This is a genomic window from Acetivibrio mesophilus, from assembly GCF_004102745.1.
In the GTDB taxonomy this organism is placed as follows: domain Bacteria; phylum Bacillota; class Clostridia; order Acetivibrionales; family Acetivibrionaceae; genus Hungateiclostridium; species Hungateiclostridium mesophilum.
Map to the genome: position 1 here is coordinate 38,925 of NZ_RLII01000024.1, position 16,685 is coordinate 55,609.

A 16,685-nucleotide genomic window follows, 5' to 3' on the forward strand; every position below is an offset into this window, starting at 1 on the left:
CGGGCAGCGCATTTGCTACCCGTTTTATTTTTGTACATTATTAAATGTAAATATCAACTGCTTTTAATTATTATTTATATGGGTATAGACGGTATTCTATTGAGTAAATACCTCTTTAAAATAGTAACGTCTGTAGAATTTATTCTGCCGTCTCTATTCAGGTCAGCAGCTTCTTCGGAAGTGTTAAACTGATGAATAACTTTAAGCAAATACCTATTCAACATAGTCAAGTCTGTGGAATTTACCCTCTTATCCCCATTCAAATCCCCATACATAACTTCCTTAACAGGGGTAGGTGTTGCAGATGGTGTAGGTGTTGGTGTTGGTACAGGTACATTCGGTGACGGCATTGATGGATCTATCTGCATTGAAGAATCTCCAAAGAATCTATAGAGACCTGCACATGCTCCTACAAAAGCAGCATTATAGTCAATGGCAACCTCATTGTAAATATAGTCTTTTGTTACATCTATATGCTGGTCACCCAAATCAGGACCACCAACCAGTGCACCATACAATACATGTTTATGCGGGGAAGAATCATTGGCATCTTTTAAACCCGAAGCAGCCCTATGGTGCGGAAATTTGACCGAATTACTGCTATAGCCTACAACATAACAACGATTTAATGGATTTTTACCGAGCAAATAGTCCATTTGTGACCTTGCCCAATTACTGTATTTTGATGGGCTGTCCCCATTATGCTTATCGTATACAAGGGCTACGAGTTGTGCAGCAGTATTATACCTAGCAGATCCCCACTGGTCAAGGAAAACATATCCTGCGCCAGATTTAGGAATATTATTCATCCAGTTATTAAGCAAATCTTCTACAGGTTTCCAAAAGTTTACTTCTCCATAAGGTTTCTGGTTAGCAACTCTAATATACCAATTTTCAAACTCTTGACTGTTTCTGTCATACTTGTCATTTATTTCAGCTAAAATACATCCTACCCCTGTCCGTACATCATTCCAACAATGTATCCACCATGCAGGTGATTCGAAGACATGGTATTTAAATGCTTCTTCTAAATAGTGATCGTCCTCAGTAGCCAAATAAAGCCATGCCGCAGCCCAACAGTAATCATCTTTCCAATCGGAAGAACTATAATAACCCTTTGGTCCATCATCATTAACCTGTTTGTTATTTTTTTCTGCAAATCTAAACAGGGCTTTTGCATAGTCAAGGTTTTTTGCAGCGTACTGAGGGTCTGTGTCCTTAAAGTTCAGATAGTTTACTGCAAGGGAAGCCGCTGCTGCTGTAACAACATCCGTTGAAGGTAGCTGCGCGGTAGCAAACCAACCTTTTCTGAACATGGTATCATTTTCAGGTGCATCCCAAGATCCATGGTCTATATCGCCATCGCCTACCTGATAACAAAATGCCACTACATTACCGGAGCTGTCTCTGAAAGTACACTTCATAAAATAATCATTAAAGTACCTTAAAAGCGTTTCCGCATGAGCAGCCTGACCCGTTGCTTGAAACTGCTCTCTGAATTCATAATATCCCCAACCCACTGTTGAAGCGGCATAGCCCTCAGGCATACCGAACTTTACGTGGTCGCCGGCATCATGGAAACCGCCCGAAACGTCAACTTTGCCATTCCCATCGGGATCCAATACACTTCTATTGCTACTGATAAAGCCATCCGACATATTGGTGTTTTGAGAATCCAGTCGAAGTTCTGCATCATATACATGACAATCCCCTCTCCAGTCTAATAGACCATTCTCATCAACACCAGTACCGCACATATTCGCATCATAAAAGAACATGGAATACTGCAATGCCTTTGCATAATTGTATTCCCCGGCAGCATCAGTGCTTACAGTGTTAAAAGGAACAATTCCTACAACTGTGATTGCAAGACTTATTAGAAATGCCCCTGCTTTCTTTGGAAAAAACTTCCTTTTCATCATATCCCTTTCCTTTCTTAATAATAATAAATTATTTATGTTAAACTAATACCAAACATAAATTAATAAAATTGGGTCAATTAATAAAAAAACAGATAAAGTAAGGACTAAATTTGGGATATAGAATATAGCAAGACGTTTTTTCAATGAATTAATGGCAATATTTGTTTTCTAAAAAGAATAGTATTACTGCAACTGATTCAATTTTTGATCTTTTTTAATTATCAATATACTACTTTATCCTTTCACTAATATCTTACTATATTTTTCTTTACATTACAATTAGATTTCTTCACTAAAATTTATCGAGTGTCTTCGGTTTTACCTCTTTCATTTCACTCTAAGAGGCAAAATAAAAGCTCGGGACATCCAATCCCTTCGCTTTAGCCTCTTTAATTTCACTCCAAGAGGCTAAAGTAAAAGCCGGCATCATAAGACACCGGCCGACACCACAGGACTAATCCTGTAAATATTAAATTACACTCCTCATTATTTTTGAACGGGAAAATCCAATATTATACGAAGCAAATACCTCTTTAATATACTAAAGTCCGTTGAATTTATCTTTCCATCTCCATTTAAATCTCCTGCTTTTTCGGAAACGTTGAATTCTTTAATAATTTTAAGAATATATCTTTTCATAATAGTCAGGTCCGTTGAAGTAATTTTGCCATCGCCATTCAAATCTCCATATTGAACTTCCGGTGATATTGTAGGTGTAGGAGACGGATTTGGCGTCGGATCATCATAACCTGATATAGGGTAGGTTTTTAGGTCTGGAAGTTCATCCAAAGTTATGCAGTATTCACTGGTATATATTTCAATCAGCCAGTCAACAGGATTGTTCTGTTCTCCTGTCAGCCACCAGCCATACCATGGACAGAAATAAAGCCATCCCGCCTTTTCATTTACAAGATTTGAAACTCTCGGAATTGTATCATTCTCGCTCATTGCAACCAGCTTTTTGCCGTCAGTGAGTTTTACCAAATTATAAAATGTGGATGAAATTGCGCTTCCGTTAGGCAATCCGTCTTTGGCATTATATTTGTCGTAACCGACAATATCCACCACATCATCGCCCGGGTACCATGCCGCTGAAGTCTCATAAGTATATGAAGTCCAAACCCATATAAGATTATTCAAACCATATTCGTTGGTAAACTTATCATAGAGAAGCCTGTAAAGCTCAACACAAGGCTCCGGACCTTCGGCGCCCCACCAGAACCAGCCACCCTCTGCCTCATGGAGCGGTCTGAACAGTATCGGAACTCCGGCATCCTGAACCTGCTTTAGCTTTTTTGCCATAAAATCAATATCGTTTAGCATTGCAATATTTTCTTCCGTTCCCGGAGTCAAAGCCTTTGATATACTGAAGGTTGTACTTTCTGTATAAAAACTGTTGTCTGCTTTCTTGCCAATATCCGCAGGGGAGAACCAGTGCCAGCAAACCGTTGGAATTCCGCCTTTTTCATTGTACCATTCGATAACGCGCTCGGCGCACAGGTCATCCCACATTAAGCCGTTTCCTCTGTAGTTCATAAAATCAAAACCTCTTACTGCAGGCAATTCCCCGGTTTTCTCCTGTATATATGTGAATTCAGCCTCAGAACCTGCATAGTTATGGGAACCGCAAAGCTCCTGCTGGCCCGCAAGTATGTGCTTGCCGTAAATATCAACAAGGTAGCTCATTAGTGCTTTGGCCTCTTTTGTAGCATTAGGATTTACCAATGTCTTGTTAACCTTAAGCCCTGTGATGCTTTCATCCGCAGGTTTAACAATTAGGTAATCAAAATAGGTATAACCCCAGTAGGCTTCAAGCTCAATATTATTAGTACCCGCCTCAAGCTTTACAATGCCTGCTGAAATTTCTCTCCATTGAAGAGTATATGGAAAGCTTACTTCTCCCTGATTGGTACCATTTACATTAAGATACTGCACTTTTTTGTTTTTGTCGTAAGGCTGTACATAGCAGATAAATATTTCATAAAGTCCTGCCTCATCAACCTCAACATTAACCGAAGTGCTTGTACCTTTTTGCCCAATAAAGCTGCAGGTGGTTCCGGTAAGATCGAAGACGTCACCATCATCATTTTTACCGACATAGTCAGTATAGATTTTAGCTCCATCATGAACGCCGTCTTCAAATTCGTACTTGTCCCCATCCATAGATGTTGCATTTGTAACATTGATGCATGATGTTATAGGTATAACAACTGCAAGCACCAACGCCAAGAAAACTTTTATTGAAGTTTTCCTCTTCATAGAGATTCCCCCTTCTTGAAAAAGTATATAATGAAATTCTTAATTTACCCATTACTGTAATGTGACAAAATAAGATTACTTTTCCCTTCATATTTATCTTACTATATTTTTCTTCACATTACAATTATTTTACCTAAGGCTTAGGAGGCTAAAGTAAAAAAAACACTTTTCTTTGAAGTATCAAGAAAAGTGCTCTTTATACGTATTTATTTAAATACTCAACAGCAAAATACTGCCCTACTCTCTACTTATAGCATATTTTACTGAATACTCATTAAATTGCTTAATGAATTCATTATTAGGCTCATGCTTCACCTTATATAGATAGCTATGCATATTCATGCGGTCATTGGACATTTCTATAACACATCCGGCAATATTGGAACAATGGTCGGATATACGCTCCAATACCGTCATCAAATCAGAAAACACAAATCCCATTTCGATTGTACACTGGTTGCTCTGCAATCTTCCAATGTGCTTCTTTTTCATGCTGCTTTTTAGATCGTCAATTACTTCTTCGAGGGGATCTACCTTTGCAGCCAGTGAAATATTGTTTTGGTCAAAGGCTTTGACTGATATCTCTACTGCTTCTTCTACAGCTGCCATCATAACACCCAGCTCCTTTTTTGCCGATTCGGAGAACTGTATTTTTTTATCGTACATTTCCTGGGCAGAACCCACAATCTCCCACGCATAATCCGCAATGCGCTCAAACTCACCAATCATAAAGAGCAGTTTAGCGGCTTCTGTAGTATCTTGAGCTGACAAACTCTGACTGGACAATTTAACAAGATACGTCCCCAAAGCATCTTCATATGTATCTGTTTGCTGTTCTGCATCTTTTACCTTTTGTGCTTCTTTTTCGTCATAATTGTCAATCAGGGCAAATGCCTGCCTTATAGCATTCATTGAAATATAGGCCATCTCCTTTGCAACCTCCCTACTGCGGTTTATAGCTATAGCAGGAGTTGAAAACAAACGAGAATCGAGAAGTGATACCTTGTCCTTTTTATTATCTTCCTTTATGGTCTTGTATGCCAACTTTTCAAGCAACCCGCTAAAAGGAAGCAGCATAGCCGTACACAAAATATTGAATGCCGAATGGGCAATTGCAATAAATACATGATTGGCTGTCAAATCAAGAAATGCAAAATTGAATATCTTATCCGATATGGTGAATAGTGTAAGGAATACTCCCGTACCGATAAGATTGAAGTAAAGATGCACCAGTGCCGCACGGCGAGCATTTTTGTTTGTACCTACTGACGAGATTAACGCTGTAACGCAAGTACCGATATTCTGTCCCATTATTATAGGTATAGCCGCCCCCATTGTAACCTGCCCTGTGGAAGATAAAGCCTGCAAAATACCCACTGAGGCAGATGAGCTCTGGATGATACCCGTTACGATAGCTCCAAGCAATACCCCAAGTACAGGATTTGAGAAAACCAACAGTATATTACGGAACCCTTCCATTTCACCTAATGGTTCAACAGCTGCTGTCATGCCTTCCATACCGTAAATCAATGTGGCAAATCCCAACAGAATCAAACCAATATCTTTTTTCTTTTCATTTTTAATAAACAAATAATAGATAATACCGATTAATGCAAGTATCGGAGTAAAGGAAGAAGGCTTCAGAAGCTTTATAAACAAACTGCTCCCCTCAATCCCAGCCAAGCTCAAAATCCATGCTGTAACTGTTGTACCTACGTTTGCCCCCATAATAACATGTATCGCTTGCTTCAATGTCATTACACCGGAGTTTACAAATCCCACTACCATAACTGTAGTTGCAGAAGAACTTTGTATAATGGCGGTCACAGCCAAGCCCATCAGAAAGCCATTTAACTTTTTTGATGTCAATCGTTCCAACAAGCCCTTGAGTTTGTTTCCTGCACTTTTTTCAAGGCCTGTTCCCATTAGACTCATACCAAATAGGAACAATGCCAACCCGCCTATCAACTCTAAAAAACCAAATAAATCCATATATCACCCATTCCCTTTTAATCAAAATCAAAAGAATTATATCATATTTTAACCGGGCGTTTTGTAAAATATATGTTAAATGTTGCATCTCCCATTTTTTTCACGAATTTTTCACAAATTTTCTTACTCTCTTAGCTACTCTTGGTATATAATCGATAAGCGTGAAAATAAAAATTGCACATATAAAACTATTACCAAAAAATGTGAAAGGGGCTTGGTTTTATGAAATTCAAAAAGCTTATGGCTTTTTTGCTCTCGGCTTCGATTGTTTTATCCGCCAGCTGCTCAAGTGTAAATGTCTCAGCGGCAGAGAATACTTCAAATAAAAGCAAAAAAATTTATTTGAAAGCAGCAACATTAGAACCGCGCAAAAGGTCATTCATGCTGATGGCAAAAAGGTATTCTTCAAATGAAGAAGGAGCCTACATTGTATCTTTTAACGGACCTATAACAGATGAAATGAAGAATGACGTAATGGAACTTGGTGTAAAGTTTATAGATTACACACCTGAGTATTCGTATCTTTGCTACATGACTGCCGATACTGCAGAAAAGGTAAAAGGTATTTCACACGTTGTAGATGTTCTTACATATGAAAACGAATACAAGATTGATCCTGCACTATTATCAAAATTCTCAGAAAATAAGGGTATAAAATCTCTAATAGGAATTGATACCCCTTCTTTAGAATTGGATGTCAGGATAAGCACTTTTGGAATTGATGACAGCAATTTGATAAGTGAAATAGAAAAGTTGGGTGCTTCCAATGTATCCCTCAGAGAAAATAATATCTACGCAAAAATATCAGCAGATAAAATTGAGGAACTATCCGAATTAAAATCAGTCAAATTTATAGAAGAAGTACCTGAGTATGAGCTCTTTAACGATAAAGCTTCAGGTATTATACAATCTGAAATAGCCTCAACCTTTGGATATGAAGGCGAAGGCCAAATCGTAGGGATTGCCGATACCGGCCTTGACAAAGGAATCTCAGGCCTCAACAATGGCACGATTCATAAAGACTTCAGCGGAAGAATAATTAAAATTATTGACTGGGTAAATGATACAGGATCTGATCAAAATGGTCACGGCACCCATGTTGCAGGCTCCATTGCCGGCAATGGAGAAATGTCTCAAGGGAAGATAAAAGGCATGGCGCCCAAAGCAAACCTTGTTATTCAAAAAATAGGCGCTTATGATGGCTCAATCTATATGAATTCTTTTTATAATTTATTACAAGAGGCTTATGACAATGGAGTAAGAATTCACAATAACTCCTGGGGAAAAGACTCCCAAGGTGCCTATGCCTCAGATAGTGCCGATTTGGACAGCTTTGTATGGTCTCATAAAGACATGCTTGTAGTGGTATCTGCCGGAAATAACGGCCCGGATGAATGTACCATAGGGTCACCGGCCACCGCAAAAAACTGTCTTACTGTCGGTGCAACGGAGAATTTCAGACCCAATATGAATTTGTATTATGGTCAAAACATCTCTGATGACCCTAATGAAACAGCTTTTTTCTCAAGCCGGGGATGCCAGGACGGAAGAATCAAACCTGACGTGGTGGCGCCAGGTACATATATTGCTTCAACAATGTCATCTTTAATATTTGACGAGCTATCCCTATTCACCTATTACTATCCCGGAAACTCAAATTATCACTTCATGAACGGTACTTCTATGGCAGCTCCTATTACTTCCGGATCTGTTGCGGTAATCCGAGAATATATTACAAAGAATTATAATATAGTGCCAAGTGCTGCTCTTCTGAAGGCTTTTGTCATTAACGGTGCTTTAGACCAAAGCGGTCATAGCCAAGACAAGGGTTGGGGGAAAGTAAGCTTGTATGATTCGATGTTTGGAACCCAAATAATAAATGACACCGTTTCTTTGTCTCAAGATGAAAAGTCAACTTATACCATATCATGCACCAGAACAGACACTCCATTAAAAATCACTTTGGTTTGGTCGGATTATCCTGCTGCTGTGCAGAATGCAGCTACACTGGTAAACGACCTTGACCTGAAAGTTACATCTCCGGACGGTAGTGTAACGTATTACGGAAATGATTTTACCCTTCCCTACGACTCTGATTTCGACAGGACAAACAATGTAGAAAATGTAATAATTGCCAATCCTGTTGCAGGGAATTACACAATAGAAGTATCGGCGCACTCAGTACCGTATGGTCCTCAGCCCTTTGCGCTAGTAAGCTCATCCGACTTTTTCAGTACAACGAAGACCATAAAAGCCACATCAACCACCGATTCCATAACCATCAACTGGGACCCTGTTCCCGGAGCAATGAGTTATGATGTTGAAGTGGACGGCACAAATATTGTGAACATTTCGGGGACAAGCTATACTCATAGCAACTTAACTCCAAACTCAGAACATCAATACAGAGTCAGGGCCAAAAATGCTGTAACCCATAGTGCTTGGAGTTCTACATTTACATATTCGACAATACTGAATACACCTGTCCTAAATAATATTTGGGTCGACGACGGAGTCCAATTGACATGGAATCCCGTTCCGGAAGCAACTTACTACGACATATATATGAATGATAGTTATTTGGGCACTGTATACTCAAATACATACACAATTACAGACCTTGTACCCAATACAAAGTACAGATTTTTCATCAGGGCCAAAACAGATTTCAACACCAGTGATTCCAGCAATATCTTGGAGTTTGTAACCCCCGATATAGGAGTCTCCTATAGAAACTCTATGACCTCTGAAAGAATGAATTTTGGTGCTGTAGCATCGAAAACCGGGAAAATCTATGTAGCAGGAGGAACAAACGGAACCCATTATCTAAATACCCTGGAAGAATTTGATCCTGACACAAACACCTGGACACAGAAAGCTCCAATGTCTCAAAAAAGAAGCGGCGTTGGAATCGTCGAAGCAGATAACGGAAAAATTTATGCCATTGGAGGATTCGACGGCAACTCCTATCTTAACACCGTTGAAGAATATGACCCCATTAATGACAGTTGGACTGTGAAGACCAGTATGAATGCCCCAAGAAGCAATTTCGGCATTGCCTTTACCGCCGGCAAAATTTATGTAATGGGTGGATATGACGGAACTACATTGGAAAGCGTTGAAGTATATGACCCCTATACAGATACTTGGACCGGTGCAACTGATATGCCTACAGCCAGAAGCAACTTCGGAGCAGGGGTTGTAAACGGTAAAATCATTGCTATGGGGGGAATATGCGGTACCGATAATCTGAAATCAGTGGAAGAATATGATCTTTCATCCGGAAAGTGGACGGTAAAAAATGAGCTCAGTAACTATATAAGCGACTTTAGCGTGTGTGAAGCAAATGGAAAACTCTTTATCTCAGGCGGAAGAAATTCAAATCAAATCATAAAGTACGATCCTTTAACCTGCTCGGAGACGAAAGTAGCCCAGCTGCCTTCAAATGTGTTCGGACATGCTTCTGCCCTGGAAAATGGAAAGCTATATATTTTAGGCGGTTTTGCAAACACATCCTGCAGCAACCAGAATCTTCGCTATTTGCTTCAAAATGAAGGTTGGAGAAAAGAGTCTGCCATGATTAATGCAAATTCCTTCTTTACTGCAGAACTTGTGGACGGAAAGATATATATCATTGGAGGACAGAACGATTATTTCCAAACTTTAAAAACCGTAGAAGAATACGATATATCTACCGGAGCATGGTCTTCATGTCCGGAAATATCCGAGAAAAAGAGGGATTTGACATCCGCAGTTATTGACGGCAAAATTTATGTATGCGGTGGAGACCTTTTCGGTCATATGGGCAAGTCATATTCCAACATGCTTGAAGTATATGATCCTGTGAGTAAAACATGGACTAAAAAGGCAAATATGCCTAAGGGGCTTGCCGGACACAGGGCAGTTTCATTAAACGGATACCTGTATGTTGTCGGCGGCAAACAGGAACAGCAAAATAAATACGATTCTGAATTCTCACAAAATGTATATAAGTATGATCCGGCTAGCAACAGTTGGTCCACAGTAGCTTCCCTGCCGGTTCCAATGACTTATCACGGACTGGTTGCTGTAAATGGCAAGATATATGCAATAGGTGGATATAACTCAACAGGAATGCTGGATTCCGTCTATGAGTACGACCCATTAACAAACACCTGGGCTACGAAAGGACCTATGCCCCAAGGAAATATGCAATTTTCTACCGCAGTTATTAATGACAAAATATTTATCATCGGCGGGTCTGAATCATTCTCAAATGACTTAAACATCGTTTATGAATATGACCCTGCAAACGAAATCTGGACGAAAAAGCAGAGCCTTCCTTCAGTCATGACAAGGAACTGTTCGGTATTTGACGGAAGCAAGATATATACTATGGGTGGAATGTTGGATCGCCTCCTTTATATTGACGTAATCGATACCGTGTATTCTTATTCACCCACAGAGGAAAGCATTATCAGTCTGGAGATGGGTAGTGGTTTAATGGAACCGAAATCAGGAGCAAAGACTCTGCCTTTGTCAATATCCAACGTGCCTTCAAATGGGATATATGAAGTAGACATAACCCTTGAGTACGATGCATCCACTCTTTCGGTGACCGATATAACTTGCGGAAACATCATAGCTGACAGCAATGCTTTCTCCTACAATATTGATAATAACCTTGGTACCATACGCATCTGCTATAACGGAACTCAGCAGGCAATAAGCAGTAATGGATTATTGGCAAATATTGAATTTGATGTCCTTAACAGTGTAAACACTGCAAAGAGTAGTTCTTTAAGCTTTAAGAAAGACAAATCCAAGATATATGGTGCAGGTTCTCACGAGTATACGGGATTAGACCTTATCAATGGAGTTGTTGATATCTTCATATATGGTGATGTAGATGGTAACGGTATATGTGAATCGATCGATTTCGCCCTTATGGCGGATTATCTTACAGGCAGGATTAAAAACCTTCCGGGGTCTTACTCGGCGATTAGCGCAGATCTAGATGGCTCAGGTGACGTAAATTCTATTGATTACGGATTCCTTAGAAGTTATATACTTGGACAAATTTCTAAATTTCCGGTGCAAAAAGAATAAATTATATACTATCATTGCTTAATAATCTTATATTTTTCAAAATAAGGCTGGGGAAAAGCACCCTAGCCTTATTTTTTTAGTTAACTAATAAAAAACACTATGTTTTTTAATGAATTTATTTTTTATTTAGTGTATAATATCCGTAAAATAAATTTGAGTTGAAATAAAGACCAAAGTGTCAATGTTTTTTAGAAACCGCATAAGCAATATTTCACAAGGAGGGGATTACAATGTATGTGAACTATGATATGAAAACGCTTTTAGAAATCATTTTCAAGTATACGAAGAAAAATGCGAGAATCCTTGCCGATCAATATTTGTTGAAGGATGTATCTATTATATCAAAGTGGCGAAATAGTGTGATATATCCTAAGAATGATGATATTATCAAAATTGTTGAATTTGCTAATACTGAAGCTACATCTTCTCAAAAGGAATTAATAAGGGATAATATTGAGGAATTGCTCAGAAAGGCACCTATAAAAAGCAAGATTAAAGATATTATTATAGATACCAAAGATTTCAGTGAGTTTCTAAAAGAGGCTATAAGTGTCGCAATGCCGGAATATGAGGAAGCAAAAAAGACCAAGAGTATTAGCAGTAAAGAGTCTCAAGTAAAGGGAAAAGAAGCTTATTCCGGTACTGTGAAGCTTGATTTTGATCTTCCCGAAGGAGACGAATTAAATCTTCAAAAGTTGGCGAACGGTCCAGGAATAAAATTTAATGGAATATTAAACTTAACTCCTAAAAAGAAAAAATTAAAAGTTGCAAACTTCTTTACAAGCAGTACTGCTTTAGGAGTCCTATTAGTATGGGTAATTTCAGGTACAATAATAATTGCTTTCTCTGGGGGCATGCAAAAAAACGACTCCGATGTTTTTGCGTCAAAAAATAGCTCTTTGTATAGTGAACCCATTGAAAATACAAACGAGCCGGATATTTTAGACACAGAGAACATCCAAGAATACACTACACCTTCACCTATTCCTGAGATAAAAGAAATTGATAATTCTAAAACAGCCATTCAGGAAGAAAGTGAAGATAGTGAAGATGGCAAAGATAGCGAAGAAATCAAAGAGAGCAAAGAAAAAGAAGTTTATACAGCCAATAATCAAACAAACAACATGAACAACAACTATGAGCAAAACACAACAAATAACACAAACAACAGCTATGAGCAAAATACAACAAATAATACAAACAACAGCTATGAGCAAAACACAACAAACAATACTCAGGTGAATAGTTGGAACAACTCAAATATTCAAATCAGCGGAGAAAACCACAAAGTGATATTGGGGGATCAAAACGCCGTTATTATTGAAACTGATTGAATATTGTGAAGTTAAAACCGGTGATACATATGATAGGTATAATAAAAAAGTCCACAATTTCGAATATACTTTTGATTTTTGTAATGGTTTTCTGCTTTATGCTAAATAACCAGAAAGCCATTGCCAAAGATATAAGATATACTACCGAAAGCCTTAGTATAGAAAATGTGCACCCTAAAATTATTAATGGGATTATATATATTCCATTAAGAAGCGTTTTCGAAGCACTAGGCTGGGAAGTCAGTTGGGATGGGCAATCAAAAACTGTTACCTGCACAAATGAGAACCGGGTTATTCGTTTCAAAGTAGACAGCTCAAAAGTTGATATTGATGACAGTTATTATATAATAGATGGGGCTTTAATAATTCTGGAGAACAAGAGCTATATACCGCAAAAATTTATTACAGAAGAGTTTGGTCTAAAAGTTAGATGGAATAAAAATGATAACATAATAATTACTTCGGATAAGGGTACGACAGGCATTATTGTAGACGGGGGCAGTAACATTGTTATTGTTGGGGACAGCATGATTGTGAATATCTTCGAGCCGTATAATATCTATACTATCAGCGATATGATCAGCTATTCGGACAGGCTGCTTGCCTCAAATAATGCACAAGAAGCTCTACATAAGTATAAGGAAATCTTAGGCAACATTTCGAAGGAGGAAATGCCGGATATTTATGCCCACGTAATGAATAATCTTGCAAATGCATACAGCAAGCTTTCTGAGTCAAAGAATACCAGAAGCAATATTCTTACTGCGATCGGTTTCTATAACGAAGCTATGGCATATTACAGGGATAATGATTATGCTGCAAAATACAGCATAATACTGAATAATCTCGGAAGTGCCTACAGGATTTTGTCGGATATTACTGGCAATAACGCTTTCCTTGTAACAGCAGCAATCTATTATGAAGAGGCACTGCAGTATTATACCCTTCCTCAGCATCCTATGGAGTATTCTCTAATTCAATATAACCTGGGAAAAGTTTATTATGACCTGGGAGAGCTTGATCTTTCAAAAGAGTGTTTTATTGCTGCCAAAGACGTATTTGTTGAGTCACTGGATATATATTCTTTGGACAAGAACCCTAACTGTTATGCAACTATTCAGTTTCACTTAGGCATTGTTAATAATGTTCTTGAAGATCTGTGCCCTTTGGAAGAGGAGGAGATGCACCAGATAAATGATTTTGAGGGGGTAAAGGTAAAAGAAATAGACAATTTTAAAGAAGCATTAAAGGTATGGACTGCCGAGAGCTACCCTTTAAACTATGCAAAGGTTCATGAACACTTGGGAAAAATCCATACCAAATACTATGAAAAATCCGGCGATGTTGACTATTTAATCATGGCTGAAAAAGAATATGAGGAGGCTGTTGAGTTTTATTCGATAGAACGCTATCCATTCCTTTATGCTGCAGTAAACTATGAACTAGGTAACTTGAAACTGCTTTTTTCCCGGATCGAAAATAGGGATAAGCACCTTTCTGAAGCCACATCGGCATATGAAAACAGCCTTAAAGTTTTTAATTCCTCAGAGTATTCAAAGTACTATGCTGAGGCGCTCTTAGCAATTGAAAGATCAAAGGATTTAAAATAAAAAATATATTATTAAGGAAGTTGATGAATAGAGATGAATACGAAAAAATTATTTTTATTGCTGCAAGTTTTTTTCATATCCCTGACGCTCATAATTCCCGTGCAAACAGTGACAGCGTCAAATGAATATAATGTAAAAATAAACGAACATACTGTACAGTTTACGATGGCTCCCGTAATGGATAATGAAAACCTATTATTGCCTCTTAGAGAAATATATGAGATTTTCGGGTTTAACGTCCAATGGAATGCTGCTAGTAAAACAGCCTCATGTATAAAAGCCGACAAAAAGGTTTTGATAAATGTGGGCAGTAAAACCGCTCAGATTAATGATGAAGTATTGACTCTTCCGGCCCCCGCATTAATTATTAATGGAAGAATATATGTAACTTCCGAAGTAATCTGTCAGGGTCTGGATATCGATGTAAATCTTATAGAAGAGGAAAAAACCGTTTGCTTTACAACCAAGAACGGGTCATCGGTTTCTGTGTCTGGTGATAACAATTTTCTTGTTGCAGGAAATAACGTAATTGTAAGTGTAATCAAGAGATATAATAAAGGAAATTATAAAAATGAAATCGAAGCTGCAGACACTCTCTTAGAAAATCGCAATTATTTGGGTGCCATAAAAAGCTATGAAAAGATTCTTGGGAATATTTCAAGTGAAAAAAACCCCGAAGAATACGCCCATACAATGAATAATATGGCTAATGCCTATCTCAAATTATCTTGTCTCATCAATAAAGATGAAAATTCATTAAAGGCAATATCCATTTTTGAAGAAGTGCTGGCAAACATAAAGGATGAAAAATATGCTTCTTATATAGCGGATGCATATAAAGGCATCGGAAATGCCTATTCCATTTATGCAAATGTAAGGGATCTGGAAATCAACACCTCCAAGGCCCTCGCTGCAATGGATGAAGCCTTGAAATTATATGATAAAGAGAAGGATGCCTACGACTATGCATATACTCATATTCATAAGGCATTTTCCCATTATACGTTGGCTCATGTGAAAGAACCCGTGGAGAACCTTATACTCTCTTTGGAGTCCTGCGAGGAAGCACTAACCATATTCAATCCTGAAGCAAACCCCAATGAGTATGCAGATATCAAGGAAATTCAAGGTATTATTTATTTGCGCATTTCCACCAGCTCCAGTGACAGACAATATCTTGATATGGCTTTTGAAGCGTTTCAAGATGCCTTAAAATGCATAGATGCAGAAAATAACCCTAGTAAATATGTACGAATTCAATGCTATATTGGAATTGTTTATCAAGGCCTTATGAATTTTGACCCCTCCAAGGAAATCTTTGAGGCAGGGGTTGCTGCGTTCGAAGAATCGCTGAAATTTTGCGACCTTGATACATCTCCAGCGAATTATGCATATGTTCAAGTACAGTTAGCAATAATATACATTCAAATGTCCGATCTCTCCGGTGATGCAGAATTTGGGAATAAGGCTATTGAGGCTTTAGATGAAGCAACAAAGGTATATAACATTGAACAATATCCTTTGTTTTATGCGAATCTTCAATATTATCTAGGAAGTTGCTACAGCATCATCGGAAATTTAGAAGGTCAGCAAGAATACTATGCTAAAGCAATAAAGTCCTTTGAAAATGCTTTCAAGATTTTTACCCCGGAAAAATACCCTGATGATTATGTCATCACAAATATTGGACTAGGAAAAGCATATATGGCCATGAGTGAGTTTGCCGAACCAGAAGAATACATAAACAATGCTATCACATGCTTTGAAAAAGCATTGGTGATATATAATCTGGAAGTAGATCCGGTTTACTTCTCATATGTACAGGGATGCATTGCCTCTGCACAAATAAAACTTGCTAAATTGGGTGTTGAACCGTCGGAGAATATAGATAAGGCTATTGAGGCATGTGAGACCGCCCTCGGAGTATTTACCTTTGAAGCTTTACCCAATTATCATGCAAATATAAAGGTAACTCTTGGTGATGCCTACTTTATTAAAGCAAATATAGAGGATCTGGAGGGAAATATACTAAAAAGTATAAACTCATATAAGGATGCTCTAAAGTATTATACTCTTAATGAAACTCCCGATTCCTATGCCAATACCCATATAAAACTGGGTGATGCCTATATTTCCTTAGCTAAAGTGAAAAACACAGCGGAAAATAGAAAGCTGGCGGCAGCAAGTTATGATGAAGCTATAAAGTTCTATACCGCTAAAGATCATCCTGAAAAATATAAGACAATAGTAGATAAAAAGAAACTGGCAGTAGAATAGTTTTTCATCACAAGACACACAAAGCATGATTTCAGCGTTATTAATTGGGAATATTCTAATAATAAAACCATCTACCAAGAGAATGTTGAAAATTTTGTGTATAAGAGAATGAAAAGACTCCTTCTTGGCAAGAATTACAAAATAATATCCAAGGAGGAGATTTTTTATGTCAACATTATCAAAAGAGCAAGTGAAAGAAATAA

7 protein-coding genes are annotated in these 16,685 nt (G+C 38.0%); 4 read left to right on the forward strand and 3 right to left on the reverse strand.

Going from position 1 to position 16,685, the window contains the following annotated elements:
* Window positions 1–74: 74 nt before the first annotated feature.
* The 3 genes from EFD62_RS14005 to EFD62_RS14015 form a co-directional block, all read right to left on the reverse strand.
* A complete protein-coding gene (locus EFD62_RS14005; RefSeq protein WP_128706308.1) occupies window positions 75–1,922 on the reverse strand; it encodes a glycoside hydrolase family 9 protein in 1,848 nt (615 codons plus the stop codon).
* Window positions 1,923–2,408: 486 nt separating this feature from the next.
* On the reverse strand, window positions 2,409–4,181 hold the full coding sequence (locus EFD62_RS14010; protein WP_128706309.1) for a glycosyl hydrolase: 1,773 nt from the start codon (window positions 4,179–4,181) through the stop codon (window positions 2,409–2,411).
* Window positions 4,182–4,418: 237 nt separating this feature from the next.
* Window positions 4,419–6,173 carry a Na/Pi cotransporter family protein gene (locus tag EFD62_RS14015; protein WP_128706310.1) on the reverse strand — a complete coding sequence of 585 codons (1,755 nt, stop codon included), beginning with the start codon at window positions 6,171–6,173 and terminating at the stop codon, window positions 4,419–4,421.
* A gap of 222 nt (window positions 6,174–6,395) precedes the next feature.
* On the opposite strand from EFD62_RS14015, the gene EFD62_RS14020 reads away from it, so the two are divergent.
* From EFD62_RS14020 to EFD62_RS14035, 4 genes are all read left to right on the forward strand, one after another.
* Entirely contained in the window at window positions 6,396–11,261 is a 4,866-nt protein-coding gene (locus tag EFD62_RS14020; RefSeq protein WP_128706311.1) for a Kelch repeat-containing protein, read from the forward strand.
* A 230-nt stretch (window positions 11,262–11,491) separates the two neighbouring features.
* The gene (locus tag EFD62_RS14025; protein WP_128706312.1) at window positions 11,492–12,595 is read left to right on the forward strand and encodes an eS1 family ribosomal protein; all 1,104 of its coding nucleotides are present in this window, start codon (window positions 11,492–11,494) and stop codon (window positions 12,593–12,595) included.
* Between the two features lie 29 nt (window positions 12,596–12,624).
* Window positions 12,625–14,205 carry a copper amine oxidase N-terminal domain-containing protein gene (locus tag EFD62_RS14030; RefSeq protein WP_144445285.1) on the forward strand — a complete coding sequence of 527 codons (1,581 nt, stop codon included), beginning with the start codon at window positions 12,625–12,627 and terminating at the stop codon, window positions 14,203–14,205.
* 33 nt (window positions 14,206–14,238) lie between these two features.
* Entirely contained in the window at window positions 14,239–16,482 is a 2,244-nt protein-coding gene (locus tag EFD62_RS14035; RefSeq protein ID WP_069195050.1) for a copper amine oxidase N-terminal domain-containing protein, read from the forward strand.
* Window positions 16,483–16,685: the final 203 nt, after the last annotated feature.

Coding starts and splice junctions, on each gene's coding strand:
- EFD62_RS14005 (WP_128706308.1), bottom strand. CDS start 1,922: ATGATGAAAAGGAAGTTTTTTCCAAAGAAAGCAGGGGCATTTCTAATA.
- EFD62_RS14010 (WP_128706309.1), bottom strand. CDS start 4,181: ATGAAGAGGAAAACTTCAATAAAAGTTTTCTTGGCGTTGGTGCTTGCA.
- EFD62_RS14015 (WP_128706310.1), bottom strand. CDS start 6,173: ATGGATTTATTTGGTTTTTTAGAGTTGATAGGCGGGTTGGCATTGTTC.
- EFD62_RS14020 (WP_128706311.1), top strand. CDS start 6,396: ATGAAATTCAAAAAGCTTATGGCTTTTTTGCTCTCGGCTTCGATTGTT.
- EFD62_RS14025 (WP_128706312.1), top strand. CDS start 11,492: ATGTATGTGAACTATGATATGAAAACGCTTTTAGAAATCATTTTCAAG.
- EFD62_RS14030 (WP_144445285.1), top strand. CDS start 12,625: ATGATAGGTATAATAAAAAAGTCCACAATTTCGAATATACTTTTGATT.
- EFD62_RS14035 (WP_069195050.1), top strand. CDS start 14,239: ATGAATACGAAAAAATTATTTTTATTGCTGCAAGTTTTTTTCATATCC.